Genomic DNA, 24,163 nt, shown 5'->3' on the forward strand with positions numbered 1-24,163 from the left:
GTAGCTAAGCTCCCCAGCGCTGATGGTACTGCACTCGCTAGGGTGTGGGAGAGTAAGACACCGCCGACACAATCCTCAAGAGCGGGGCTGGTTGATCCGAGCAGGATCAACCAGCCCCGCTCTTTCGTCGTGGGGTTCTTCGGCCGTGGTCCCGGCCGGTCGGAGCGGGTTGACGCGCTGTACGATTTGTAGAAGGCGGTTCGGTCGTGGCTGTTCAGTCCCGCTCGGGGCTTGGATGACAGCACGGGCGCAGGTGGTCGATCAAGACCCCGCGATGACGGGCGCGCTAAGCCAGGGCTAATACCTTGGTAAGATTTTTTGGCTTTTCTTCTCCAGGAGGTTCGGTGTCCGGTTCCGACGACAAGCGCGGCGGTCCCCGCCGCGGGGCCGGTGCCGGCCGCAGCGGCCAGGGTGGCCGCGGCGGTGACGACCGCAAGCCAGGCGGTAATTCGCAGGGCCGCGGCTCGTACGGGGGCCCGCGGCGCGACAGCGGCGGTGGTCAGCGTCGCTTCAACGACCGGGACAACCGGGGCGGCGAGCGCGGCGGCTACCGCAACGACCGCAACCGGGATGACCGGGGTGGTTTCCGCAACGACCGCAACGATCGCGGTGGTTACCGGGACGACCGGGGTCCGCGCGATGATCGCGGTGGCTTCCGCAACGACCGCGACCGGTTCAGCGACAACGACCGCAGGGGCCCGCGCGACGACCGCAATCGGGATGACCGCGGCGGCGCCCGCCGTGACGATCGCCCGCGTCGTGATGACTTCCGCCGTGACGACCGGCGTGATGATCGTCGGGACAACCGGGGTGGCGATTTCCGTCGTGATGACCGTGGCCGGGACAACCGGGGCGGGGATCGTGGTGGTTACCGCAACGACCGCAACCGCGACGACCGCGGTGGCTTCAAACGCGATGACCGTCCGCGTCGGGACGACCGCGGTGGCTTCAAGCGTGACGACCGCCCTCGCCGGGACGACCGTGACACGCGCGGGAACTTAAACCGCGACGACCGTCCCCGCCGTGACGACCGGCGTGATGATCGTCGGGACAACCGGGGTGGCGATTTCCGTCGTGATGACCGTGGCCGGGACAACCGGGGCGGGGATCGTGGTGGTTACCGCAACGACCGCAACCGCGACGACCGGGGCGGTTTCAAGCGCGATGACCGTCCGCGTCGGGACGACCGTGACAACCGCGGGAACTTCAAGCGTGACGACCGTCCGCGTCGGGACGACCGTGACAACCGCGGGAACTTCAAGCGTGACGACCGTCCGCGTCGGGACGACCGTGACAACCGCGGGAACTTCAAGCGTGACGACCGTCCGCGTCGGGACGACCGCGACGACCGCGGTGGCTTCAAGCGCGATGACCGTCCCCGCCGTGACGACCGGAATCGGGATGACCGTCCGCGTCGCGACGACCGTGACAACCGCGGGAACTTCAAGCGTGACGACCGTCCCCGCCGTGACGACCGGAATCGGGATGACCGTCCGCGTCGCGACGACCGCGACGACCGCGGTGGCTTCAAGCGCGATGACCGCCCTCGCCGGGACGACCGCGGTGGCCCGCGCGACGACTTCAAGAAGAAGAACGGGTTCCGCAAGGACGACGGCGGCTTCAAGCGCGACGGAGACCGCCGGCCGGAGCGCAAGGACGACGATGCGCCGAAGCCGGTCGAGCCGGAGCTCCCCGAGAGCGGGGTCGATCCGTCGGAGCTGGACCCGGAGGTCCGCCGTGAGCTGCTGTCGCTGCCGAAGGGGGCTGCCGACAAGGTGGCCCAGCACCTGGTCGCAGCCGGTCAGCTGATCGACGAGGACCCCGAGCGCGCCCTGGCGCACGCTCGCTTCGCGCGGCAGAAGGCCTCCCGGACCCCGTCGGTGCGCGAGGCCAACGGTCTCACCGCCTACCTGACGGGCGAGTGGAACGAGGCGCTGTCCGAGCTGCGCGCTGCGCGGCGGATGGGCGGCGGCCCGGGCCACCTGGCCATCATGGCCGATTGCGAGCGGGCGATGGGACGTCCGGAGCGGGCGATCGAGCTGGTGCGCAGCGAAGAGGCGCTGCAGCTCGACAAGGAGGACGAGATCGAGCTGCGGATCGTCGCGGCCGGGGCGCGGCGCGACCTCGACGAGATCGAGGCGTCCGTGGTCAGCCTGCAGATCCCGGAGCTGGATCCGAAGATCCAGGAGCCGTGGAGCGCCCGGCTGTTCTACGCCTACGCGGACAACCTGCTGGCGGCCGGTCGTGAGCGGGAGGCCTTCACCTGGTTCGTCCACGCGGCGCACGCCGACGATGAGGAGGAGACCGACGCTCCCGAGCGCCTCGAGGAGCTCGCGGTGCAGCTCGGTGGACCGGAGGTCGTCGAGGAGCTGGTCAACGAGGCCGAGGCCGCAGCGGAGATCGACGACGATGACGACCTCGATGAGGACGACGTCGACGATGACGACCTCGACGGGGACGACGTCGACGGGGACGACCTCGACGAGGACGATGATGACCTCGACGAGGCGGACGCGGACGACGTGAAGGCAGACGAGGACGGTGGTCGGGCCGAGCCCGCCGCCGAAGGAGGATCGCGGACGCAGTGAGCGGCATGCTGCTCGACGATCACGACGTCGTGCTGTTCGACCTGGACGGCACGGTGTACAGGGGCGGGGAACTGGTTCCCGGCGCGTTGGAAGCGATCCAGCAGGTGCACGGCCGCGGCGTGCCGGTCCGCTACGTCACCAACAACGCCTCCAAGCCCGATCAGGCGGTCGTCGATCACCTGACCGGGCTCGGGCTGGATGCTGAGCGCAGCGAGGTGAGCACCAGCGCTCAGGCGGGTGCGGCGGTCCTCGCCGAGAAGCTGCCCGCCGGATCCCGGGTGCTGGTCGTCGGTTCCGCGGCGCTGGAGTCGGAAGTCGACCGGCTCGGCCTGGTGCCGGTCACCGAGTTCGCCGACGAGCCGGTCGCGGTGGTGCAGGGCCTGTCCACGGACCTGGGTTACCGCGACTTCGCCGAAGCGTGCCTCGCGATCCGCGACGGCGCGCTGTGGGTGGCGTGCAACGCCGACCGCACGCTGCCCACCGAACGCGGGCTGATGCCCGGCAACGGCGCCTTGGTCGAGCTGCTGCGCGCGGCAACCGACCAGGATCCACTGGTCGCGGGCAAACCGGAGCGTCCGCTGCTCGACCGCGCGGTGTCGTCGGCCGGAGCCGACCGGCCGCTGATGGTCGGTGACCGGCTGGACACCGACATCGCCGGTGCGGTGAAGGCCGGCATGCCGTCGCTGATGGTGCTCACCGGCGTCAACACGCCTCGCCACCTGCTGGAAGCCGCTCCCGGTGAACGGCCCGGCAGCGTCGCGGCCGACCTGCGCGGCCTGTTCTCGCCCAAGTCAGAGGTGGCCATCGCCGCGCAACCGGCGTGGTCGGTGGCGGTCGGCGACCGGCTCGAACTGTCCTCGCGAGGCGAGGGCGACGAACTCGGTGCGCTGCGCGCGCTGTGCGCGGCGTGGTGGTCGGCGGGCTCCGGCCCGGTGCAGGTGGAGGGCAGCGACGACGCGGCGCGCGCAGCGCTGCGGGCGCTGGACATCGACTGACCTGACGGGAACGTCGTGGATCGGTCGGCTAGCGTGAAGGTGGTGCCGCGCAACGTTCGCGCCCACCGGTGATCGAGGGGAGTACCCGCCCATGACCTCTCCGTGGCAGCAGCAGGCGCCCAACCCGGCGATGCTGGCGCGTCAAGCCGACGACGGGCAGTCGGCGATCGACGCGATCTCCGCGGCGATGACCGAGCTCGACGAGGTGCGCGACCAGCCCGTCGCCGAGCACGTGCAGTGCTTCGAGAACGTGCACAGCTCGTTGACCGAGGCGTTGTCGAAGGCCGACCACCTGCAGTCGCAGAACACCCCTCGGAGTTGACGAAGTGCCTCGCAAGGCGCGCCTGGACGCCGAACTGGTTCGGCGCGGGCTGGCCCGATCCCGGGAACACGCTGGAGAACTCGTCGCGGCAGGTCGGGTGAGCGTGCGCGGCATGATCGCGCGCAAGGCGGCCACCGCCGTGGAAATCGACGCACCCGTGCTGGTCACCGACGACGTCGACGACCCGGGCTGGGCTTCGCGCGGCGCCCACAAGCTGGTCGGTGCTCTGGAGGCGTTCGAGCCCGGCGGCCTGTCGGTGGCGGGCAAGCGTTGCCTGGACGCGGGTGCTTCCACCGGTGGGTTCACCGACGTGCTGCTGCGGCGCGAGGCCCGCGAGGTCGTCGCGGTCGACGTCGGCTACGGCCAGCTGGTGTGGAAGTTGCAGACCGACGAGCGGGTGCACATCCACGACCGCACCAACGTGCGGTCGCTGACGCCGGAGGACATCGGTGGCCAGGTGGACCTGGTGGTCGCGGATCTGTCGTTCATCTCGCTGAAGCTCGTGCTGCCGGCGCTGGTCGCCTGCGCCACCGAGACCGCTGATCTCGCCCTGATGGTCAAACCGCAGTTCGAAGTGGGCAAACAGAGGCTAGGCTCGGGTGGCGTGGTGAGGGATCCGCAGCTGCGCGCCGGAGCGGTGCTGGAAGTGGTCGACTTCGCCGCCGAGCACGGATTGGGACTGTGCGACGTGGTCGCCAGCCCGCTTCCGGGCCCGTCCGGCAACGTCGAGTTCTTCGTCTGGCTGCGGCCGGGCGCCGAAGCGGACCACGATCGCGCCAGCAGCATGGTGGCGGACGCGGTCGAGCGCGGACCGCAGACTTCGACCAGGAATTCATCCCGGCAAGGGAGTGGGAGTTGACCCGACGGGTGCTGCTGGTGGTGCACACCGGCAGGGAGCAGAACCTGCGCACAGCGGAGAAGGTCGCCGGTCGTCTGCTCGACGCGGGGATCGAGGTCCGGGCGCTCGCCGGCGAAGCCGACGAGCTCCGGGATTCCGCTTGCGAGGTCGCGAGCCCGGACGAGAACCCCGCCGTCGGCACCGAGCTCGTGCTCGTGCTCGGAGGTGACGGCACGCTGCTGCGCGCCGCCGAACTCGCCAGACCCGCCGGGGTGCCGCTGTTCGGGGTGAACCTGGGCAGGGTCGGGTTCCTGGCCGGTGCCGATTCCGACGCCCTCGACGAGGCGATCGCCGCCGTCGTCGAATCCCGCTACCACGTCGAGGAGCGGATGACTCTGGAAGTCACCGCGACGCTCAACGGTGACCAGGTCGCCGCCACCTGGGCGCTCAACGAGGCCAGCGTGGAGAAGAGCAGCCGGGAACGGATCCTGGACGTGGTCGTCGAGGTCGACGGCCACCCGGTGTCGGCGTTCGGCTGCGACGGCGTGCTGTGCTCGACCCCGACCGGGTCCACGGCCTACGCGTTCTCCGCGGGCGGTCCGGTGGTGTGGCCGGACGTCCAGGCGCTGCTGGTCGTGCCGAGCAACGCGCACGCGCTGTTCGCGGGCCCGCTGGTGGTGTCGCGGAATTCCCTGGTGGCGATGGAGATCGACCAGCACGGTCATCACGCGGTGCTGTGCTGCGACGGTCAGCGGCAGATCGACCTGCCGCCCGGGGCGCGCGTGGAGGTCGTCAGCGGTTCGACGCCGATCCGCCTGGTGCGCCTGCACGACACGTCGTTCACCGATCGGCTGGTTCGGAAGTTCGAGCTGCCCGTCCAGGGATGGCGCGGACCTGCCAAGTAGCGACCGCCAGCCGAGCAGATCGAACACAGTGTCTAACGATTTCGGTGGCGATCACCGCAGTGGGCCGTTCTCCGGGGTTCGCTGCCGATAGGGTGCTGAGTGTGTTGGCGGAGATGCGGATCCAGGGACTGGGCGTCATCGACGACGCCACGCTCGCACTGCACGCCGGCCTGACCGTGGTCACGGGTGAAACGGGCGCGGGCAAGACGATGGTGGTCACGGGACTCCACCTGCTCAGCGGCGGCAGGGCCGACGCCTCGCGGGTCCGGTCCGGTGCGCAGCGTGCCGTCGTGGAGGGCCGTTTCGCGACCACCCCGGACTCACCGGCGGCGAAGGTCGCCGGCGATGCCGGTGCCGAACCCGACGACGACGGAAGCCTGATCGCGCTGCGCACGGTGACCTCCGATGGGCGTTCGCGGGCTCATCTGGGCGGCCGTTCGGTGCCCAACGGCGTGCTCTCGGAGCTCTCCGAGCAGGTGCTCGCGGTGCACGGGCAGAACGACCAGCTGCGGCTGCTGCGCCCCGGCGAGCAGCGCGCGGTGCTCGACCGCTTCGCCGGTGAACCGGTGCTGCACGTGCTGGCCGACTACCAGCGGGTTCGCACCGAGTGGGCCGAGGTGGTGGGCGAACTCACCGAGCGCACCGAACGCTCCCGCGAGCTGTCCCGCGAAGCCGATCTGCTGCGCCACGGGCTCGCCGAGATCGAAGCAGTCAACCCCGAAGCGGGCGAGGACGTCTCGCTGGTCGACGAGGCACGGCGGCTCGCCGACGTGGACCAGCTGCGGGAGATCGCCGCAGGCGCCCAGCACGCGCTGTCCGGTTCCGCTGACGCCGACCCGGAGGCCCCGGGCGCGATCGGGCTGATCGGGGAGGCCGCCCGCCGGTTGTCCTCCTCGGAGGACCCGGCGCTGCGGGAACTCGAACCGCGCGTGGCCGAGGCCGTCGCGGTGCTCTCCGACGTGGGCGGCGAACTGGGCGCCTACCTGGACAAGCTCGACGCCGACCCGGCCCGCCTGGAGCAGGTGCTGGCCCGTCAGGCCGAGCTCAAGCAGCTCACCAAGAAGTACGCGGCCGACGTCGACGGAGTGCTGGCCTGGGCGGAGGACGCCCGTTCCCGGCTGTCCGGGATGGACACCTCGGAGGAGGCGCTGGCCGCGCTGGCAGCCCGCCGCGACGAGCTCGCGGTGGAACTCGCCGAACACGCCAAGGCGCTCAGCGCGGCCCGCGCCGAAGCGGCCGTGCGCTTGGCCGACGCGGTCTCGGAGGAGCTGTCCGGACTGGCGATGGCGCAGGCCAAGCTGCAGGTCCTGGTGCACGCCAAGGAAGCCGAGGACGGCGACCCGAACGGGATCCCGGTTGACGACCGCAGGCTGCACGCCGGGCCGGAAGGCGTCGACGAGGTCGAGCTCCAGCTCATCGCGCATTCCGGTGCGCCCGCGCTGCCGATCCACAAGGGCGCTTCGGGCGGTGAGCTCTCCCGCGTCATGCTGGCGCTGGAGGTCGTGCTCGCCGACGCGGACACCGTGCCCACGCTCGTCTTTGACGAGGTCGACGCCGGTGTGGGCGGTCGTGCGGCGGTGGAGATCGGGCGTCGGCTGGCCCGGCTCGCGCGCACCCACCAGGTCGTCGTGGTCACCCACCTCCCGCAGGTCGCGGCGTTCGCTGACCGGCACCTCGTGGTCGACAAGGGCCAGGTCGACGGCGGTCTCACCAAGAGCGACGTGCGCCTGGTCGCCGACGAGCGCCGAGTGGTGGAGCTCGCGCGCATGCTCGCGGGCATGGAGTCGACCGAAACCGGTCGCGCGCACGCCGAAGAGCTGCTCGAAACCGCGAACACCTACAAGCTCACGCAAGAGAAGTTCGGCCGGAAGAACAAGAGCAGCAAGAAGACGTCCTAGGGCTGCTGTGGTCCTGCTGCTCAGCGGTGCGGGCGGCGGCACCTGACGCCCCTCCTGCTCCGGGAGCCGGGGACTTGAGTGCGAACGGGGGCGCGGCGCTAGGGCCCCCTCGCCAGACGACGTCTGAGATTCGCGGCGGTGCGAGTTGCTCGCATGGGGCGAGGAGGAGGCGACTGCATCGCTCGCCCGGCGGCGGTGGGCTGGAAGGGCTGTTGGGCGATGCGCCATGTGGTGCAGCGCTGTCGGCGTGGCGCGGCCACGGTCGGTGATTGGTTTGTCACCATCGGCGTATGAAAATCAGCGGACTGCTGACTCGACAGCAGGAAGACCTGCCCGGTCTCGCCGGGGTCGCCAGGGTGGAACGTCGCTCCGGTGATCTGCCGCGCCGGGTCCGCGCCGGTGACATCGCGGTGATCGACCACGCCGACCTGGACCGCCGCATCGCCGAAGCACTGGTGGCGGCCGGGGTGATCGGTGTGGTCAACGCCGCTCCGTCGATCTCCGGGCGCTACCCGAACCTCGGCCCCGAGGTGCTGCTCGCCGCCGGGATCGCGCTCGTCGACGGCGTCGGCAGCGACATCCTCAACCAGGTCAAGGACGGCGCGAAGATCCGCCTGTTCGAAGGCGGCGTCTTCGCCGGCGAACGCGAGCTGGGACGCGGCGTCGAGCAGGACGCCAACTCGATCGCCGACCAGCTCATCGAGGCCAAGGCCGGGATGGCCACGCAGCTGGAAGCGTTCTCCGCGAACACCATCGAGTTCCTGCGCACCGAGCGCACGCTGATCCTCGACGGCATCGGCGTTCCCAAGCTGTCCGGTTCCATGGAGGGCCGGCAGGTGCTGGTGGTCGCGCCCGGGTACGGCCACGCCGACGACCTGCGCGCCCTCAAGCGCTACATCCGCGAGTACAAGCCGGTGCTGATCGGCGTCGAGGGCGGCGCCGACTCCCTGCAACGCGCCGGTCACAAGCCGAACGTCATCGTCGGCGCCCCGGACACCGTCAGCACCGACACGCTGCGCAGCGGTGCCCAACTGGTCATCCCCGCGCACCTGGACGGGCACGCGCCCGGCCTGGAGCGCATCCAGGACCTCGGCGTGGGCGCGATGACCTTCCCCGCCTCCGGCAACCCGGAGGACCTGGCGCTGCTGCTGGCCGACGCGCACCACGCGAGCCTGGTGGTGACCGTCGGGTTCCAGGCCACGCTCAGCGAATTCCTCGACCGCGGCCGCTCAGGTTCGAACCCGTCGACGTTCCTGACCCGGCTGCGGCTGGGCAGCAAGGTCATCGACGGCCCGGCCGTCGCCGCGCTGCAGCGCAACCGCACGCCGATGTCGGCGGTGGTGCTGATGGTGTCGGCGGTGCTGCTGGTGGTCGCCGTGGCGCTGCTGGTGTCCGGACTCGGCGCCGCCGCCATGAGCCAGGTGGCCGACACCGCCGGTGCCGTGTCGGCCTACATCAAGGGGCTGTTCTCGTGATCACGCTGCGCTACCACATCATCTCGATCGCCGCGATCTTCCTCGCGCTGGCAGTGGGCGTGGTGCTGGGCACGAGCTCGGTCAGCGAAGGCCTGCTGGCGGCCGTGAGCGGGGAGAAGCAAGACCTGCGCGCTCAGGTCGACGAGCTCGGTGCCGAGCGCGCCCAGCTCAAGGCCCAGGCCGACGCCGCCGACCGGTTCGACACGACCATCGCGCCGATGGCCGTGCGGGGTCAGCTCTCCGGCCGCAGCGTGGTGGTGATCAGCTCCGCCGACACCGACGACGGCCACCGCGCCGCGATGACCAAGCTGTTGCGCGACTCCGGCGCCGACGTCACCGGTGAGGTTCGCCTCGGCGAAGCGCTCACCGACCCGGACCGCACCGATCAGCTGCGCGAGGTCGTCACCCAGCTGCTTCCCGCCGGGGTCCAGCTGCCCACGGCGGCGGACCCGGGCACCCTCGCTGGCGGCCTGATCGGCCCGTTGACGCTGGTCAACCCGCAGACCGGGCAGCCGCAGGCCGCCGATGACGCCCGCGCGGCGGCGCTGTCCGGCCTGGCCGGTGGCGGCTACGCGACCGCGTCGGAGGGACTGCGTCCCGCGCAGCTGGCGGTGGTGCTCACGGGCGGTCGCGTGGAGGGTGACAACGCGGCGGACCGGGCGACGGCGCTGGCGCGCTTCGCCACCCAGATCGACCGATCCGGGCTGGGCGCGGTCTTGGCGGGAACGACGGGGTCTGCCGACGGGCGCGGTGCGGTCGGCGTGGCGCGCGTCGATCCGGCGATGGCGTCGAGCCTCTCCACGGTGGACAACGCGGAGACCGGTGCCGGTCGCGTGGCGGTCGTCATGGCCACCCGGGAGCAGGCGGACCGGCAGGCCGGGCACTACGGTGTGGCCAGCAGCGCGCAAGGACCCGTGCCGGGCACCCGCGGCGCTTCGTGACCCGCGGGTTCGCCCCTGGTCGTGCGCGGTTCACCGAGACGTCACGGTTGACCGGCCGGTAGGCCGCCGGATGGCGGTTGACCCGGCCGGTTCGCCATTTCCAGGTGGGGCGGGTCTCGGTGCGGGCCCCGACGGTCGTGCGTTAGGCTGGAATTCCGTGGGAGCGACGGATCCAGCCGTCCTGCCAGCGCAGAAATCCAGCCAGGCGACGGCTTGACCACGGGGAGCTTTTCTTGGTGCCGCAAGCACGCACTATCAAGCATGTTTTCGTAACGGGGGGCGTTGCCTCGTCGTTGGGGAAGGGGCTCACGGCGTCCAGCCTGGGCGAACTGCTCACCTCCCGCGGCCTGCGGGTGACCATGCAGAAGCTCGACCCTTACTTGAACGTCGATCCGGGGACGATGAACCCCTTCCAGCACGGTGAGGTGTTCGTCACCGAGGACGGCGCCGAGACCGACCTGGACATCGGTCACTACGAGCGGTTCTTGGACCGCGACCTGACCCGCAACGCCAACGTCACCACCGGCCAGGTGTACTCCGCGGTCATCGCCAAGGAGCGCCGCGGCGAGTACCTGGGTGACACGGTGCAGGTCATCCCCCACATCACCGACCAGATCAAGGCCCGCATCCGGGCCATGGCCGAGCCCGACGAGAACGGCGTCACGCCTGACGTGGTGATCACCGAGGTCGGTGGCACCGTCGGCGACATCGAGTCGCTGCCGTTCCTGGAGGCCTGCCGCCAGGTCCGCCACGACGTGGGCCGGGACAACTGCTTCTTCCTGCACGTCTCGCTGGTGCCGTACCTGGCGCCGTCGGGCGAGCTCAAGACCAAGCCCACCCAGCACTCGGTGGCGGCGCTGCGCAACATCGGCATCCAGCCCGACGCGCTGGTCTGCCGCGCCGACCGCGAGCTGCCCTCCGACCTCAAGCGCAAGATCGCGCTGATGTGCGACGTCGACACCGACGGCGTGGTGGCCTGCCCGGACGCGCCGTCGATCTACGACATCCCGAAGGTGCTGCACAGCGAGGGCCTGGACGCCTACATGGTGCGCAGGCTCGGGCTGCCCTTCCGCGACGTCGACTGGTCGGTGTGGGGCGACCTGCTGGACCGGGTGCACAACCCGTCCGAGCGGGTGCGCATCGCGCTGGTCGGCAAGTACATCGACCTGCCTGACGCGTACCTGTCCGTGACCGAAGCACTGCGCGCGGGCGGGTTCGCCCACCACGCCAAGGTGGAGATCTCCTGGGTCGGTTCGGACACCTGCGAGACCGACTCGGGCGCGGCGCAGGCCCTGTCCCGCGTGGACGGCGTGCTGATCCCGGGCGGGTTCGGCGTGCGCGGCATCGAGGGCAAGCTCGGTGCCATCCGCTACGCGCGCACCAACAACATCCCGGTCCTCGGGCTGTGCCTGGGCCTGCAGTGCATGGTGATCGAGACGGCCCGGTCGCTGGGCGGTCTGGAGCGCGCGAATTCCACCGAGTTCGAGGAGCCCTGCCAGCACCCGGTGATCAGCACCATGGCCGACCAGCACGACGTGATCTCGGGTGACCGGGACATGGGCGGCACGATGCGGCTGGGTTCCTACCCGGCGAAGCTGGGCGAGGGCTCGATCGTCGCCGAGGCCTACGGCACCGCCGAGGTCCACGAACGGCACCGGCACCGCTACGAGGTCAACAACTCCTACCGGGACCGGTTGCGCAAGGCCGGCGTGGTCTTCTCCGGCACCTCGCCCGACGACCGGCTGGTCGAGTTCGTCGAGCTGGACCGCGAGATCCACCCGTTCTTCGTGGGCACCCAGGCGCATCCTGAGCTCAAGAGCCGTCCGACCCGTCCGCACCCGCTGTTCGCGGCGTTCGTGAAGGCGGCCATCGACTACCAGGCGGCCGAGCGGCTTCCGGTGGAGTTGGAGACGGCCGCTCCGGAGCCGGCGTCCGAACCCGCTGGAGCGTGATCCATCGCAGGTGAGCGGCCCGCACGACCGTTGACGGTGGTGCGGGCCGCTTCATCGGTGGGCGATCGGCTCTAGGGTGGTGGTCGTGGAGACCACGGGTAGCGGTGTCGCGCGCACCAACGGAGAGCACGAGTTCACCACGCTGGCCAGCGAAGACGTCTACGTCGGGCGGATCCTGGCGCTGCGGGCGGACGAAGTGGGCATGCCCGGCGGAGGTCATGCCCGCAGGGAGGTCGTCGAGCACTACGGCGCCGTGGCCATCGCCGCGATCGACGAGCACGACCGGGTCGTCCTGGTCCGCCAGTACCGCTATCCGATCGGCCGCAGGCTGTGGGAACTTCCCGCCGGTCTGCTGGACGTCGCCGGTGAACCGCCGGTGCGCACCGCGCAGCGCGAGCTCGCCGAGGAGGCGGGATTGGCCGCCGAGGACTGGTCGGTGCTGGTCGACGTGGCCAGCTCACCTGGCTTCACCGACGAGGTGGTGCGCGTGTTCCTCGCCACCGGCCTGTCGGAGGTGACCCGTCCCGACGCAGTCGGCGACGAGGAGGCGGACCTTGTCATCGAGCGGTTCCCGCTGGCGGAAGCGGTGCGGATGGCGCTCGCGGGGGAGATCGTGAACGGTCCGGCGGTGGCCGGGCTGCTGGCCGCCCAGGCGGCCCGCGACGGTGTCGCGCAGACCCGCCCGGCCGACGCCGAGTGGATCGACCGGCCGCTGCGATTCGCGGCCCGGTGAAGGGCATCGAGTCGCTGCCGTCGGGATTGCGCACCGCCGTCGGCGAATACCTCGACCACCTCGCGGTCGAGCGCGGAACTGCGCGCAGCACGCTGGACTCCTATGCCCGCGACCTGCGCCGGTACGCGGAATTCCTGGTGGCACGAGGCGTTTCCGGGCTCGACGCGGTGCGCACCGAGCACCTGGCGGAGTTCCTGGCGCAGCTGCGCGAAGGCGTCGAAGGCCGACCTCCGCTGGCGTCGTCGTCGGCGGCGCGGGCGCTGGTGGCCGCGCGCGGCCTGCACCGGTTCGCCCACGCCGAAGGCAGGATCGCCGTCGACGTGGCGCGCGAGGTCGCCCCGCCGAGCCCGCCGAAGCGGCTGCCGAAGGCGCTGTCGGTCGACGACGTGGGACGGCTGCTGGAGCACGCCGGCGGAGACGATCCGCGCGGGCTGCGGGACCGGGCGCTGCTCGAACTGCTGTACTCGACCGGAGCCCGCATCTCCGAGGCGGTCGGGCTCGACGTCGACGACATCGACCGCACCGACCGGACCGTTCTGCTGGACGGGAAGGGCGGCAGGCAGCGGCTCGTGCCGATCGGGCGTCCCGCGCTGGCGATGCTGGAGGCGTACCTGGTTCGGGCGCGGCCGGTGCTGGTGGCGCGCGGGCGCGGCAGTTCGGCGGTGTTCCTGAATTCGCGCGGCACCGGACTTTCCCGTCAGAGCGCGTGGAACGCGTTGAAAGCAGCTGCGCAAAGGGCGGGAATCGCGGAGACCGTTTCGCCGCACGTGCTGCGCCATTCCTTCGCCACGCACCTGGTCGAAGGAGGGGCGGATGTGCGCGTGGTGCAGGAGCTGCTCGGGCACGCTTCGGTGACGACGACGCAGGTGTACACGCTGGTCACGGTCAACACGCTTCGGGAGGTCTACGCCACGGCGCATCCGCGCGCACACCTTTCGGGGTGAGATCACCGCTTGCGCATGCGCGTGATCAACCAAGGCGGTAGATCTTCATCACACGCACATCACGAACTTCCACCGACCCAATTACCGACACGACGGCGAGGCACGTTGCCGCAGGTCGTTTGAGCGACTTAGGCTGCGATCGATCGCCACCGGTACCGAAGGAGTCAGATCGCCATGTCGTTGCCGCATCCTTCCGCCGCCCGGCGGCCTCGGGGCGCGGTCGACCTGAGCATCGCCACCGAGACCACGGACCCTGCGGCCAACGCCGATCAGAACCAGGACGCCCGCGGTCTCGGTCCCACCGGTCGGCCGCTCCGGCACATCCCCGAACCACCCCTGCTGGACGAGCACGGTCCCGCGTCGGTGCTGGCCATGTGCAACCAGAAGGGCGGCGTCGGCAAGACCACCTCGACGATCAACCTCGGTGCCGCGCTCGCTGAACACGGGCGCCGGGTGCTGCTGGTGGATTTCGACCCCCAGGGCGCGCTTTCGGTCGGCCTCGGCGTCCAGCCGCACCAGCTCGAGCAGACGATCTACAACGTCATCATGGAGCGCGGGGTCGCCGTCGAGGACGTCGTGCGCCGCACCACCGTCGAGGGCATGGACCTGCTGCCCAGCAACATCGACCTCTCCGCCGCCGAGGTGCAGCTGGTCACCGAGGTCGGCCGCGAGCAGACGCTGCACCGCGTGCTGCGGCAGTCGATCGAGGACTACGACTACATCCTGGTGGACTGCCAGCCCTCGCTCGGCTTGCTCACGGTGAACGCGCTGGCCGCAGCCGACGGCGTGATCATCCCGCTGGAGTGCGAGTTCTTCAGCCTGCGCGGGGTGGCGCTGCTGATCGACACCATCGAGAAGGTGCGCGAGCGGCTGAACCCGAAGCTGGAGATCAGCGGAATCCTGGCGACGATGTTCGACCCGCGCACGCTGCACTCCCGCGAGGTCATGCAGCGCGTGGTGGAAGCGTTCGGCGACGTCGTCTACGACTCGGTGATCAACCGGACGGTGCGGTTCCCGGAGACCACGGTCGCCGGTGAGCCGATCACCAGGTGGGCGCCGCGTTCCGCCGGTGCCCAGGCGTACCGGGCGCTGGCCCGCGAGGTGATCGCTCGATGACGCGTCGGGTCGCCCTGCCAGGAGCCGCCGAACTGTTCCGTACTACTGTTCCTCGGACGGATCAGGGTTCCGCGCCGCAGGAGGACCCGAAGCCGGCCGCCCCGGTCAAGGAGCAGGGGCGGGCACGGTCGGCGGGTACCGGTCGGCGCAAGCACGATTCGAAGATCACCGTGTACGTGTCCGACGAGGAGTTGCTGGGTTTGGAGCAGGCTCGGCTCGCGTTGCGGGCGGACCACGGCATCGCGGTGGACCGCGGCCGGGTCGTGCGCGAGGCGATCGCGGTGCTGCTGGCCGACTTCACCGAGCACGGTGCGGACTCGGTGCTGGTGCGGCACCTGCGGGAGTCCGGCGAGTGACCGACGCCCCACAACCCGGCGCCGAACTCGCACCGTCCGACGCCGGGATCGATGCAGCACGACAGGATTCCTCCTTAGCGGGAACCGAAGCGCAGCCCGGTGACGGGAAGTTCACAGTTCGGCTGGAGAACTTCGAGGGCCCCTTCGACTTGCTGCTCCAACTGATCTCCGCGCACGAGCTCGACGTCACCGAGGTGGCGCTGCACAAGGTCACCGACGAGTTCATCGCCTACACCCGCACGCTCGGTGAGCACTGGGACCTGGACGAGACCACCGAGTTCCTGGTGGTCGCCGCGACGCTGCTGGACCTCAAGGCCGCCCGGCTGCTGCCCGCCGCCGACGTCGAGGACGAGGCCGACCTCGCGCTGCTGGAGGCCCGCGACCTGCTGTTCGCGCGCTTGTTGCAATACCGCGCCTACAAGCAGGTCGCCGCGCTGTTCGCCGAACTGGAAGCCGGTGCGCTGCGCCGCTACCCGCGCTCGGTGTCGGTGGAGGAGCGCTACGAGAACCTGCTGCCGGAGGTGGTGATCGGCGTCGATCCGCAGCGGTTCGCCGAGATCGCCGCGTCGGTGTTCCGTCCGAAACCGCCGCCGACGGTGTCCCTGGACCACATCCACCAGCACGGGGTGTCGGTGCGCGAGCACGCCGCTCTGCTTCGGGTGCGGCTGGCGGAGAAGGGCACGTTGACCTTCACCGACCTGGTGTCGGACTGCGGGCACACCGTCGAGGTGGTGGCAAGGTTCCTGGCGCTGCTGGAGCTGTACCGGGAGAAGGTGCTCCAGTTCGAGCAGGACAGCCCGCTCGGCGAGCTGCAGGTGACCTGGGTCGGCGGCAGCATCGCCCAGGCGCAGGCCGAGGCCGAAGCGCAGCGAGCCAACCGGCAAGAAGAGGAGTACGGCTGATGGCGGCCGAAGCGGAACCCGAAGTCGACGCGCTGCCGGACGAGGAGACGCCTCCGGAGGGCGACGAGGTGGGCGGCGAAGCTCCCGCCGAACCCGGACCGGAGGCTGCGGCCGATGAGGCGGTGGAGACTCCCGGGGCTCCCGACCTCGCCGCCGACTCCGAGCTGGACGCCGCACTGGAGGCGTTGCTGCTGGTGGTGGATGTGCCAGCCGGGGACGAGCTGCTCGCGGAGACGCTGGAGCAGCCGGTCGCCCGGGTCCGGTCCGCGCTGCGGAGGCTGTCCGAGGGCTACGCGGAGAGCGAGCGCGGCATCGACCTGCGCTACGTCGGCGACGGCTGGCGCTTCTACTCGCGCGAGAAGTACGCGCCTTACGTCGAGCGCTACCTGCTCGACGGGCAGCGGACCAAGCTGACCCGCGCTGCGCTGGAGACCCTCGCGGTGATCGCCTACCGGCAGCCGGTGACGCGCTCCCGCGTCGCGGCGGTACGGGGTGTGAACGTGGACGGCGTCATCCGTACCCTGGTGGGGCGCGGCCTGATCAGCGAGGCCGGCACCGACCCGGAGACGGGCGGCATCCTGTACTGCACGACCGAGCTGTTCCTGGAACGGCTGGGGCTCTCGTCGCTCAAGGACCTGCCGCCGCTCGCACCCCTGTTGCCCGAAGTGGATTCGATCGATGACGTCTGAACGCCGTTCCCCGTCCAGTGCTGCGAAGGACCCCAACGAAGAGGGGGTGCGTCTGCAGAAGGTGCTGTCGCAGGCGGGTGTCGCGTCTCGGCGGGCCGCCGAGGAGATGATCGTCGAGGGCCGCATCGAGGTCAACGGCGAGGTCGTCATGGAGCTGGGTCGCCGCGTCGACCCGGAGACCGCGGTGATCCACGTCGACGGCAGCCGGGTGATGACCAACAACAACCTGACCCACCTGCTGCTGAACAAGCCCGCCGGGATCCTGTGCACCATGTCCGATGACAAGGGACGTCCGTGCATCGGTGACTACCTGCGGGAGCGCCAGGGCAAGCTGTTCCACGTGGGACGCCTGGACCAGGACACCGAGGGTCTGCTCCTGATCACCAACGACGGCGAGCTCGCCAACCGGCTGATGCACCCGTCGTACAAGGTGCGCAAGACCTACATGGCCGAGGTGCTGGGGCCGATCCCGAAGGACCTCGGACAGCGGCTGCGCGAGGGCGTGGAGCTGGAGGACGGCCCGGTGGAGGTGGACCGCTTCAAGCTGGTCGACCAGAACCAGAACCGCGCGCTGGTGGAGATCGTGCTGCACGAGGGCCGCAAGCGCATCGTGCGCCGGCTGCTCAAGCACGTCGGGCACCCGGTGCAGCGACTGGTGCGCACCCGCATCGGTGATGTGCAGCTCACCACCGAGCGCCAGGGAGCGATCCGCCCCCTCAACGGCCGAGAGGTCGCGTCTCTCTACAAGATCGTCGACATGTGAGCTCCAGCTGGCAGGATTCGCGGCCGGGAAGTACCGGCCGCGGATCATTCCAGCTGGGGTTGAACCGCTCACGCGGTCTGGGGCTTGCGGATCACAACCGCGCGGGCGAGGGGTTCGACGACGCGGGCCGCGACCGGGCCGATGATGGCCATGAGCAGGACGTAGGCGGTGGCCAGGGCCGCGAGTTCGCCGTCGACGGCGCCGGAGGACACCGCCAGCCCCGCGATGACGATGGAGAACTCGCCGCGCGCCACCAGGGCCGCGCCCGCGCGCAACCGGCCCATCCGGGCCACGCCATGCATGCGGGCCGCGATCCAGCCGGTGAGGACCTTCGTGGCGCAGGTCAGCGCGGCCAGCCCCAGCGCGATCGGCAGCACCGGTGGGATCTGAACGGGATCGGTGTTGAGGCCGAAGACGACGAAGAACACCGCGGCGAACAGGTCGCGCAGCGGCTCCAGCATGCGGGTCGCGTTCTGCGCGGTGGACCCGGAGATCGCGATGCCGAGCAGGAACGAGCCGACCGCGGCCGAAACCTGCAGCTCGGAGGCCAGTCCGGCGACCAGCAGCGCGGCACCGAGCAGCCGCAGCAGGAACACCTCGGGGTCGGGGCTGTCCACGATCGCCGAGACGTACTTGCCGAAGCGCAGCGCGATCACCAGCACCACGGTGATCACCAGCAACGAGATGCCGACCGCGGTCAGACCGCCGACGAAGCTCACCCCGGCCAGCAGCGCGGTGAGGATCGGCAGGTAGACCGCCATCGCGAGGTCCTCGAAGACCAAGATCGACAGGATCACCGGGGTCTCGCGGTTACCGAGCCTGCCCAGGTCCCCGAGGACCTTGGCCACGATCCCCGACGAGGAGATGTAGGTGACACCGGCCATCGCCAGCGCTCCGATCGGGCCCCAGCCCAGCACCAGCGCCACCAGCGCTCCGGGAGCGGCGTTGAGCACGATGTCGATCAGTCCGGCGACCCAGGAGCGGCGCAGTCCGGTGACCAGTTCGCCCGCGGAGTACTCCAGACCCAACAACAGCAGCAGGAGCACCACGCCGATCTCGGAGGCGATGTGGGTGAACGGCTGGATGCCGTGCAGCGGGATCAGCCCGCCGGTGCCGAACGCGACTCCACCGAGCAGGTACAGCGGGATCGGTGATATGCCGATCTTCCACGCGAGTCTCCCGAGGATGCCGAGACCGAAGAACACCGCTCCCAGCTCGATGAGGGAGATCGCCGTGTCGTGCACCGTGTTTCCTCTCGCGTGTTCCCTGCGTATGGAGTTGTGACGGTCGGTCGGCGTCGACCTCCGCTGGCCGTGCTCTGCCGGGCTCAGCCCTGGGTGAGGATCTCCCCGGCCGCGCGCAGGCCCTCGGTCGTGCCCACCACGACCACCAGGTCACCGGCGGCGAAGACGAACTCCGGCCGCGGTGACGGGTGGACGACGCCCTCCCGAACCACCGCGACGATCGACACCGAGGTGCGGGTGCGCATCTCGGTGTCGCCCAGTTCGCGGCCGGCGTAGGGTGAACCGGCGGGGACCGGCAGCTGCCAGGTGGTCACCCCGGCGACCTCCCGCTGTTGCTCGGCGAGCTTCGACACCAGCTGAGGTGCCCCCAGCAGACCGGCCAGCGTGCTGGTCTCGGTGCTGGACAGCTCGACCGAGGCGGCGACCTTGTCGGGGTCCTCGTGGTCGGAGACGATCAGCTCGAACCGCCCGTCCCGATAGGTGATCACCCCGACGCGGTGACCAGATCCAGTGGTGAAGTCCTGGCGCGTGCCGAGCCCCGGCAGCGGAGTCACAGTTACGTCCACTCCTGCAACCCTAAAGGGCTTCACGGGTATTCCCTCGATTTGCCTGGGGGAGTCCCGGTGTCGGTCCGGTTCCGATCCCGAACCGGACGCGATTGGGATTCACAGGTGGCGGCCAGGCAGAATGGTTGGTTGGTTCCGGCGATCCGCCGGGAAGGAATCCGTGAACGGGGAGGAACGGCGACGTGGCGCAGGCCAGGCTTCGTGGAGTAGTGGCTCTCGACGGACCGTCGGGTACCGGCAAGTCCACGGTGTCGAAGAAGTTGGCGGCGGCTCTCGGCGCGACCTACCTCGACACCGGTGCCATGTACCGGGCGGTGACGCTCGCGGTGCTGCGCGCGGGGGTCGACCCCACCGACGCCGCAGCGGTGACCCAGGTGGCCCGCGCAGCCGAGCTGGGCATGGGAACCGACCCGCTCGCGCCTGCCGTGCGGCTCGACGGTGCCGACGCGGAACCGGAGATCCGCGGCCCCGAGGTCACGGCTGCTGTCTCGGCGGTCTCCGCGGTGCCCGAGGTCCGCGAGCTGCTGGTGGCGATGCAGCGCGACCTGATCGGCAGTGCGATCGACGATCCGGGCGGCATGGTCGTCGAAGGCCGCGACATCGGCACGGTCGTCGTGCCGGACGCGGGCCTGAAGGTGTACTTGACGGCGTCCGCGGACGCGCGCGCCGCGCGGCGGACCGCGCAGGACGCCTCCGACGGCCGCGGGAGCGACCTGCGCAGCACCCACGCCGACGTGCAGCGCCGCGACGCGCTGGACTCCGGCCGCGAGGTGGCGCCGCTGCGCCAAGCCGAGGACGCCGTCGAGGTCGACACCACCGACCTCGACATCGCCGGGGTGCTCGAACAGCTCACCAAGCTCGTGGAGTCGCGCGGGCTGCTGGGAGGTGCGGCATGAGCGCGGAGCTCCCCGACGGTGCCTCTGCCGGCCTGCACCGCGTGGCCCGGTGGATTTCGCGCTGGCCGCTGCGGTTGCCGTTCCGCGTGAAGGTGCGCGGCCGCGAGCGGATCCCGCGCAGCGGTCCGGTGGTCCTGGTGGCCAACCACAGCTCCCTGCTGGACGGTCCGCTGCTGCTGGGGATGGTTCCGCGCCCGATGGTGTTCCTGATCAAGCAGGAGATGTTCAGCGGTGCGCTGGGCTGGTTCCTGACCCGCATCGGGCAGATCGGCGTCCGGCGCGGTGAACCGGATCGAACCCCGCTGCTGACCGCGGTCCGCGTGCTCAAGGGCGGCGGCGTGGTCGGGGTGTTCCCCGAGGGCACGCGTGGTTCCGGGGAGATCGACAACGCCCAGCACGGAGCTGCGTGGCTCGCACGTGCCTCGGGTGCGCAGATCCTGCCGGTGGCCTGCCGGGGCACCCGACGTCCCGAAGGCTCGGGCCGTAGGCTGTTACCCAGGATCGACGTGTTGTTCGGCGAGCCGATTTCCCCGGCGGGCGGCAAGGGCCGCGCCGGGCTGGTGGCGGCCACCGAAACCGTCCGCGACGAACTGGTCGCGCTGATCGCCGAGTTGGATCGGCAGGTCGCCGACCGGACCATTGACGATGTGAGAGGTAAACGAGCGTGACCGACGAGTCGCTGGAGGACCTGGACGGCACGTGGTCCGACGAGTCCGAATGGGCGGAATTCGACGAGGCCGCCGCGCAGGGCGACGAGGTGCCGACGAAGCCGCAGCCGGTCCTGGCCGTGGTCGGACGCCCCAACGTGGGCAAGTCCACCCTGGTCAACCGCCTGCTGGGTCGTCGTGAGGCCGTTGTGCAGGACACCCCGGGCGTGACCCGGGACCGCGTCGCCTACGACGCGCTGTGGAGCGGCCGCCGCTTCACCGTGGTCGACACCGGCGGTTGGGAGCCCGACGCCAAGGGACTGCAGAGCGCGGTGGCGGCCCAGGCCGAGATGGCGATGCACACCGCCGACGCGATCGTGCTGGTCGTCGACGCCAAGGTCGGCGCCACCGCCACCGAGGAAGCCGTGGCCCGCGTGCTGCGCCGCTCGAAGCGGCCGGTGATCGTGGTTGCCAACAAGGTCGACGACGAGCGCGGTGTGGCCGACGTGCACTCGCTGTGGTCGCTGGGCCTGGGCGAGCCGATGCCGGTCAGCGGCCTGCACGGGCGAGGCTCGGGCGATCTGCTGGACCGGGTCCTGGAGGCGCTGCCGGAAACCCCGCGCGAGGTCTTCGGAGCCACCGGCGGACCCCGCCGGGTCGCGCTGGTCGGCAAGCCCAACGTCGGCAAGTCCAGCCTGCTCAACAAGCTCACCGGCGAGGACCGCTCGGTGGTGCACGACGTCGCCGGCACCACCGTGGACCCGGTCGACTCGCTGGTCGAGCTCGACGGCCAGGTGTGGCGCTTCGTCGACACCGCCGGCCTGCGCAAGCGGGTCAAGACCGCCAGCGGCACCGAGTACTACGCGTCGCTGCGCACCAAGGCTGCCATCGAGGCCGCCGAGGTCGCGATCGTGCTGGTCGACGGTTCGGAGCCGATCAGCGAGCAGGACCTGCGGGTGATCACGATGGTGGTCGAGGCGGGGCGCGCGCTGGTGCTGGCCTACAACAAGTGGGACAAGGTCGACGACGACCGCCGCAACCAGCTGGAGAAGGAGATCGACCGCGAGCTGGTGCGGGTGCGCTGGGCGGAGCGGGTCAACGTCTCGGCGCTGACCGGCCGCTCGGTGGCCAAGCTGGCGCCGCAGCTGCGCACCGCGCTGGACTCCTGGGACACCCGGGTCTCCACCGGTCGCCTCAACGGCTGGCTCAACGAGCTGGTCGCGGCCAACCCGCCGCCGGCGCGCAGCGGTCGTCAGCCGAAGATCCTCTTCGCCACCCAGGCGCAGACCCGGCCGCCGACGATCGTGCTGTTCACCACCGGCTTCCTGGAGGCCGGTTACCGGCGGTTCTTGGAGCGCAAGTTCCGCGAGACCTTCGGTTTCGTCGGCAGCCCGGTGCGGATCTCCGTGCGGGTGCGCGAACGCAAGGCCAAGGGCAAACGAGGGTGAGCAACCCGCCTTGCTCAGGGCGCGGGTAGCGGAACCTGTGGTGCGAGCGCTGAGGACATCCGCTCCCGTTGGTCTGCTGGCGACCCCGGGAGCGGCGAGCTGAGCCGAGAGGTGGCGGCAACCGACGACGGCGGCGGAGGGGCGCACGATCCTCGTGGACTCAGCTCGGCCACGGCCGAGGCAGAGGCCAAGACGATCAACGACCTCGTCGGCCAGGCGCGGGCATCCGGTGCGGACGTCGAGTGACCGGCGAGCTGGAGCACCACGAGGTGCCGGGAGCGGTGGAGCGCGCGGCCTACCTGGTCGTGCGGGAAGTGCGCTGACCAACGCCTCGAAGCACGCGCCCGGCGCGGGGGCCGGGAGGACCTGAGCGACCGGGTTGACGCGCTGCGCATCGTGGTCACCAACGACGCCCCGGACGGCGAACCGATCACCGAGCTCACCGGCGGTGGGGGCTGGAGAACCTGTCCGAGCGGATCCGCACGGCGGTTCCCGGCTCGCCGCGCTGCTCCCGCAGGATCTCTAGCGCGCCAACGACGTGCGCAGGAAGTCGACCTGCATGAGCAGGAGGTTCTCGCTGGTCGTCTCGTCGGTGGGCATGTGGCTCACGCCCGCGAGCGGGAGCACCGAGTGCGGCCGGGCGGCCGCGGTCAGCGCCGCTGAAAGGCGCAGGCCGTGGGCCAGGACCACGTTGTCGTCCACCGTGCCGTGCACGATCAGCATCGGGCGTTCCAGCTTCGCGGCGTCGCGCAGCAGCGAGTTGGCCTCGTAGACCTCGGGCGAGGTGTTCGGATCGCCCAGGTAGCGCTCGGTGTAGTGGGTGTCGTAGAGCCGCCAGTCCACGACTCCGGCTCCGACGATCGCGGCGTGGAAGACGTCCGGACGGCGCAGCGCGGCCAGTCCGGCGAGGTACCCGCCGAACGACCAGCCGCGGATTGCCACCCGGTCGAGGTCGAGCTCGGGGTGTTCGGCAGCTGCGGCGTGCAGCGCGTCGACCTGGTCCTGCAGCGGTGGACCGGCCAGATCACCGGCGATGGCCCGGTCCCAGTCAGGCCCGCGCCCGGCCATCCCGCGCCCGTCGGTGATCAGCACCGCGAAGCCCTGGTCGGCGAACCACTGGGAGGTCAGGTAGCCCTGCTGGCGGGCCAGGACCCGCTGGGCGTGCGGGCCGCCGTAGGGGTCCAGCAGCACCGGCAGCGGCCCGTCCGCCGCGCTGTACCCGCTGGGCAGCAGCAGGGCGCTGCGCAGCTCGCGCTCGCCGAGCCGCAGCAGCCGGACGTTGAGGTCCAGTCCGTGGGCCTCGGCGTTGTTGTCGATCTCGGCGATCGTCTGCTCACCGCGCCGCACCACCACGCCGGTCCGGGGCCGGTCCAGATCGCTGGTGGCCACGACCAGCACGTCGCCGCCGCGGGTGCCGGTGTGCACGCCGAAACCACTGGTCAGGCGCTCGTGTCCGGTGGCGGTGACGCGGTAGAGGTGCACCTCGGCCGGATCTTCCTCGGACCCGGAGACCAGCACGTCCGCGGTGCCGATGTCGACGATGCCGCGCACCTGCAGCGGAGCCGCCGTCCACGGCCGGTCGCCGACGACCAGGCGGTAGGCACCCTGGGCAGCATCGATGCGCACGAGCTCACCGCCCGGCGTCCACGACGGCCAGCCCGGCTTGATGTCGATCCACTGCGGGTCGGTGTCCCGGTGGATCTCGGTGGTGGTGCCCGCCTCGGTGTCGACCGCGAGCAGCAGCTGGGTCCGCTGGTCTCGGGTCTGCACCGCGATGAGGGGGCTGCCGTGCCGCGACCAGTGCGCCGTGACCAGGTACGGGTAGGTGCTCCGGTCCCACTCGACGGCGACGCGCTGGCCGTCCAGCCCGATCGCGGCGAGCGTGACCTCGGCGTTGGCGGTGCCAGCAGCCGGGTAGCGGGTGGGGACGGGGACGCGGTCGGGG

The 24,163-nt window shown here is 70.8% G+C and carries 25 protein-coding genes; 21 read left to right on the forward strand and 4 right to left on the reverse strand.

What is annotated here, in order from left to right:
• Positions 1 to 570 precede the first annotated feature (570 nt).
• Positions 571 to 1,002 (forward strand): hypothetical protein, encoded by a 432-nt coding sequence (locus tag E1161_RS27400; RefSeq protein ID WP_165939935.1) that lies wholly within the window; start codon positions 571 to 573, stop codon positions 1,000 to 1,002.
• On the opposite strand, the gene E1161_RS27405 is transcribed toward E1161_RS27400, so the two are convergent.
• Positions 999 to 1,787 carry a hypothetical protein gene (locus E1161_RS27405; RefSeq protein WP_165939936.1) on the reverse strand — a complete coding sequence of 263 codons (789 nt, stop codon included), beginning with the start codon at positions 1,785 to 1,787 and terminating at the stop codon, positions 999 to 1,001. The genes E1161_RS27400 and E1161_RS27405 overlap by 4 nt on opposite strands.
• On the opposite strand from E1161_RS27405, the gene E1161_RS25615 reads away from it, so the two are divergent.
• The 16 genes from E1161_RS25615 to E1161_RS25690 all read left to right on the forward strand — a co-directional run bounded on the left by E1161_RS25615 (position 1,776) and on the right by E1161_RS25690 (position 17,417).
• Positions 1,776 to 2,588 carry a tetratricopeptide repeat protein gene (locus E1161_RS25615; RefSeq protein WP_235875302.1) on the forward strand — a complete coding sequence of 271 codons (813 nt, stop codon included), beginning with the start codon at positions 1,776 to 1,778 and terminating at the stop codon, positions 2,586 to 2,588. The genes E1161_RS27405 and E1161_RS25615 overlap by 12 nt on opposite strands.
• Entirely contained in the window at positions 2,585 to 3,583 is a 999-nt protein-coding gene (locus E1161_RS25620; RefSeq protein ID WP_132627303.1) for an HAD-IIA family hydrolase, read from the forward strand. The genes E1161_RS25615 and E1161_RS25620 overlap by 4 nt, the downstream gene beginning before the upstream one ends.
• A 91-nt stretch (positions 3,584 to 3,674) precedes the next feature.
• Positions 3,675 to 3,905: a hypothetical protein gene (locus E1161_RS25625; RefSeq protein ID WP_132627304.1), complete on the forward strand. Its 231-nt coding sequence runs from the start codon at positions 3,675 to 3,677 to the stop codon at positions 3,903 to 3,905.
• A gap of 4 nt (positions 3,906 to 3,909) precedes the next feature.
• Positions 3,910 to 4,764: a TlyA family RNA methyltransferase gene (locus E1161_RS25630; RefSeq protein ID WP_132627305.1), complete on the forward strand. Its 855-nt coding sequence runs from the start codon at positions 3,910 to 3,912 to the stop codon at positions 4,762 to 4,764.
• A complete protein-coding gene (locus E1161_RS25635; RefSeq protein ID WP_132627306.1) occupies positions 4,761 to 5,648 on the forward strand; it encodes an NAD kinase in 888 nt (295 codons plus the stop codon). Before E1161_RS25630 ends, E1161_RS25635 begins: the two co-directional genes overlap by 4 nt.
• 101 nt (positions 5,649 to 5,749) lie before the next feature.
• Positions 5,750 to 7,546 carry a DNA repair protein RecN gene (recN, locus tag E1161_RS25640; protein WP_207920403.1) on the forward strand — a complete coding sequence of 599 codons (1,797 nt, stop codon included), beginning with the start codon at positions 5,750 to 5,752 and terminating at the stop codon, positions 7,544 to 7,546.
• 290 nt (positions 7,547 to 7,836) lie between these two features.
• The gene (steA, locus tag E1161_RS25645; RefSeq protein WP_132627307.1) at positions 7,837 to 9,021 is read left to right on the forward strand and encodes a putative cytokinetic ring protein SteA; all 1,185 of its coding nucleotides are present in this window, start codon (positions 7,837 to 7,839) and stop codon (positions 9,019 to 9,021) included.
• Positions 9,018 to 9,962, forward strand: coding sequence for a copper transporter (locus E1161_RS25650; protein ID WP_132627308.1), 945 nt, complete (start codon positions 9,018 to 9,020; stop codon positions 9,960 to 9,962). The genes steA and E1161_RS25650 overlap by 4 nt, the downstream gene beginning before the upstream one ends.
• Positions 9,963 to 10,198: 236 nt before the next feature.
• Positions 10,199 to 11,914: a CTP synthase gene (locus E1161_RS25655; protein ID WP_408012126.1), complete on the forward strand. Its 1,716-nt coding sequence runs from the start codon at positions 10,199 to 10,201 to the stop codon at positions 11,912 to 11,914.
• An 85-nt stretch (positions 11,915 to 11,999) separates the two neighbouring features.
• The gene (locus E1161_RS25660; RefSeq protein WP_408012128.1) at positions 12,000 to 12,647 is read left to right on the forward strand and encodes an NUDIX domain-containing protein; all 648 of its coding nucleotides are present in this window, start codon (positions 12,000 to 12,002) and stop codon (positions 12,645 to 12,647) included.
• Positions 12,648 to 12,652: 5 nt separating this feature from the next.
• Positions 12,653 to 13,591, forward strand: coding sequence for a site-specific tyrosine recombinase XerD (gene xerD, locus E1161_RS25665; protein ID WP_165939938.1), 939 nt, complete (start codon positions 12,653 to 12,655; stop codon positions 13,589 to 13,591).
• A 174-nt stretch (positions 13,592 to 13,765) separates the two neighbouring features.
• A complete protein-coding gene (locus E1161_RS25670; protein WP_132627312.1) occupies positions 13,766 to 14,707 on the forward strand; it encodes a ParA family protein in 942 nt (313 codons plus the stop codon).
• Entirely contained in the window at positions 14,704 to 15,063 is a 360-nt protein-coding gene (locus tag E1161_RS25675) for a hypothetical protein (protein ID WP_132627313.1), read from the forward strand. Before E1161_RS25670 ends, E1161_RS25675 begins: the two co-directional genes overlap by 4 nt.
• A 47-nt stretch (positions 15,064 to 15,110) precedes the next feature.
• Positions 15,111 to 15,965, forward strand: a complete 855-nt coding sequence (locus tag E1161_RS28230; RefSeq protein ID WP_132627323.1) for a segregation and condensation protein A — start codon at positions 15,111 to 15,113, stop codon at positions 15,963 to 15,965.
• Positions 15,965 to 16,654 (forward strand): SMC-Scp complex subunit ScpB, encoded by a 690-nt coding sequence (gene scpB, locus E1161_RS27780; protein WP_235875303.1) that lies wholly within the window; start codon positions 15,965 to 15,967, stop codon positions 16,652 to 16,654. Before E1161_RS28230 ends, scpB begins: the two co-directional genes overlap by 1 nt.
• Positions 16,644 to 17,417, forward strand: a complete 774-nt coding sequence (locus E1161_RS25690) for a pseudouridine synthase (RefSeq protein WP_132627314.1) — start codon at positions 16,644 to 16,646, stop codon at positions 17,415 to 17,417. Before scpB ends, E1161_RS25690 begins: the two co-directional genes overlap by 11 nt.
• A 68-nt stretch (positions 17,418 to 17,485) precedes the next feature.
• Here the strand turns inward: E1161_RS25690 and E1161_RS25695 are convergent, their stop codons facing one another.
• Together E1161_RS25695 and E1161_RS25700 are read right to left on the reverse strand one after the other, a co-directional pair.
• Entirely contained in the window at positions 17,486 to 18,661 is a 1,176-nt protein-coding gene (locus tag E1161_RS25695) for a cation:proton antiporter (RefSeq protein WP_132627315.1), read from the reverse strand.
• 83 nt (positions 18,662 to 18,744) lie between these two features.
• On the reverse strand, positions 18,745 to 19,227 hold the full coding sequence (locus E1161_RS25700; protein WP_132627316.1) for a cation:proton antiporter regulatory subunit: 483 nt from the start codon (positions 19,225 to 19,227) through the stop codon (positions 18,745 to 18,747).
• A 182-nt stretch (positions 19,228 to 19,409) separates the two neighbouring features.
• Between E1161_RS25700 and cmk the strand changes: the two genes are divergently transcribed.
• The 4 genes from cmk to E1161_RS28460 all read left to right on the forward strand — a co-directional run bounded on the left by cmk (position 19,410) and on the right by E1161_RS28460 (position 22,464).
• Entirely contained in the window at positions 19,410 to 20,123 is a 714-nt protein-coding gene (gene cmk, locus E1161_RS25705) for a (d)CMP kinase (RefSeq protein ID WP_132627317.1), read from the forward strand.
• Complete coding sequence (locus E1161_RS25710; protein WP_132627318.1) at positions 20,120 to 20,791, forward strand: lysophospholipid acyltransferase family protein; 672 nt, start codon at positions 20,120 to 20,122, stop codon at positions 20,789 to 20,791. The genes cmk and E1161_RS25710 overlap by 4 nt, the downstream gene beginning before the upstream one ends.
• Positions 20,788 to 22,218 (forward strand): ribosome biogenesis GTPase Der, encoded by a 1,431-nt coding sequence (der, locus tag E1161_RS25715; protein WP_132627319.1) that lies wholly within the window; start codon positions 20,788 to 20,790, stop codon positions 22,216 to 22,218. The genes E1161_RS25710 and der overlap by 4 nt, the downstream gene beginning before the upstream one ends.
• 111 nt (positions 22,219 to 22,329) lie before the next feature.
• Complete coding sequence (locus tag E1161_RS28460) at positions 22,330 to 22,464, forward strand: hypothetical protein (protein WP_268951425.1); 135 nt, start codon at positions 22,330 to 22,332, stop codon at positions 22,462 to 22,464.
• A gap of 276 nt (positions 22,465 to 22,740) precedes the next feature.
• On the opposite strand, the gene E1161_RS25720 is transcribed toward E1161_RS28460, so the two are convergent.
• On the reverse strand, positions 22,741 to 24,163 hold a 1,423-nt coding region (locus E1161_RS25720; RefSeq protein WP_132627320.1), incomplete at its 5' end, for a S9 family peptidase.

Origin of the sequence: Saccharopolyspora aridisoli (assembly GCF_004348445.1) — a bacterium.
GTDB lineage: Bacteria > Actinomycetota > Actinomycetes > Mycobacteriales > Pseudonocardiaceae > Saccharopolyspora > Saccharopolyspora aridisoli.

Bases quoted from the DNA above. Each gene is read 5' to 3' on its own strand.
- E1161_RS27400 (WP_165939935.1), top strand. From the start codon at position 571: ATGACCGGGGTGGTTTCCGCAACGACCGCAACGATCGCGGTGGTTACC.
- E1161_RS25625 (WP_132627304.1), top strand. From the start codon at position 3,675: ATGACCTCTCCGTGGCAGCAGCAGGCGCCCAACCCGGCGATGCTGGCG.
- steA (WP_132627307.1), top strand. From the start codon at position 7,837: ATGAAAATCAGCGGACTGCTGACTCGACAGCAGGAAGACCTGCCCGGT.
- E1161_RS25670 (WP_132627312.1), top strand. From the start codon at position 13,766: ATGTCGTTGCCGCATCCTTCCGCCGCCCGGCGGCCTCGGGGCGCGGTC.
- E1161_RS25675 (WP_132627313.1), top strand. From the start codon at position 14,704: ATGACGCGTCGGGTCGCCCTGCCAGGAGCCGCCGAACTGTTCCGTACT.
- scpB (WP_235875303.1), top strand. From the start codon at position 15,965: ATGGCGGCCGAAGCGGAACCCGAAGTCGACGCGCTGCCGGACGAGGAG.
- E1161_RS25690 (WP_132627314.1), top strand. From the start codon at position 16,644: ATGACGTCTGAACGCCGTTCCCCGTCCAGTGCTGCGAAGGACCCCAAC.
- E1161_RS25710 (WP_132627318.1), top strand. From the start codon at position 20,120: ATGAGCGCGGAGCTCCCCGACGGTGCCTCTGCCGGCCTGCACCGCGTG.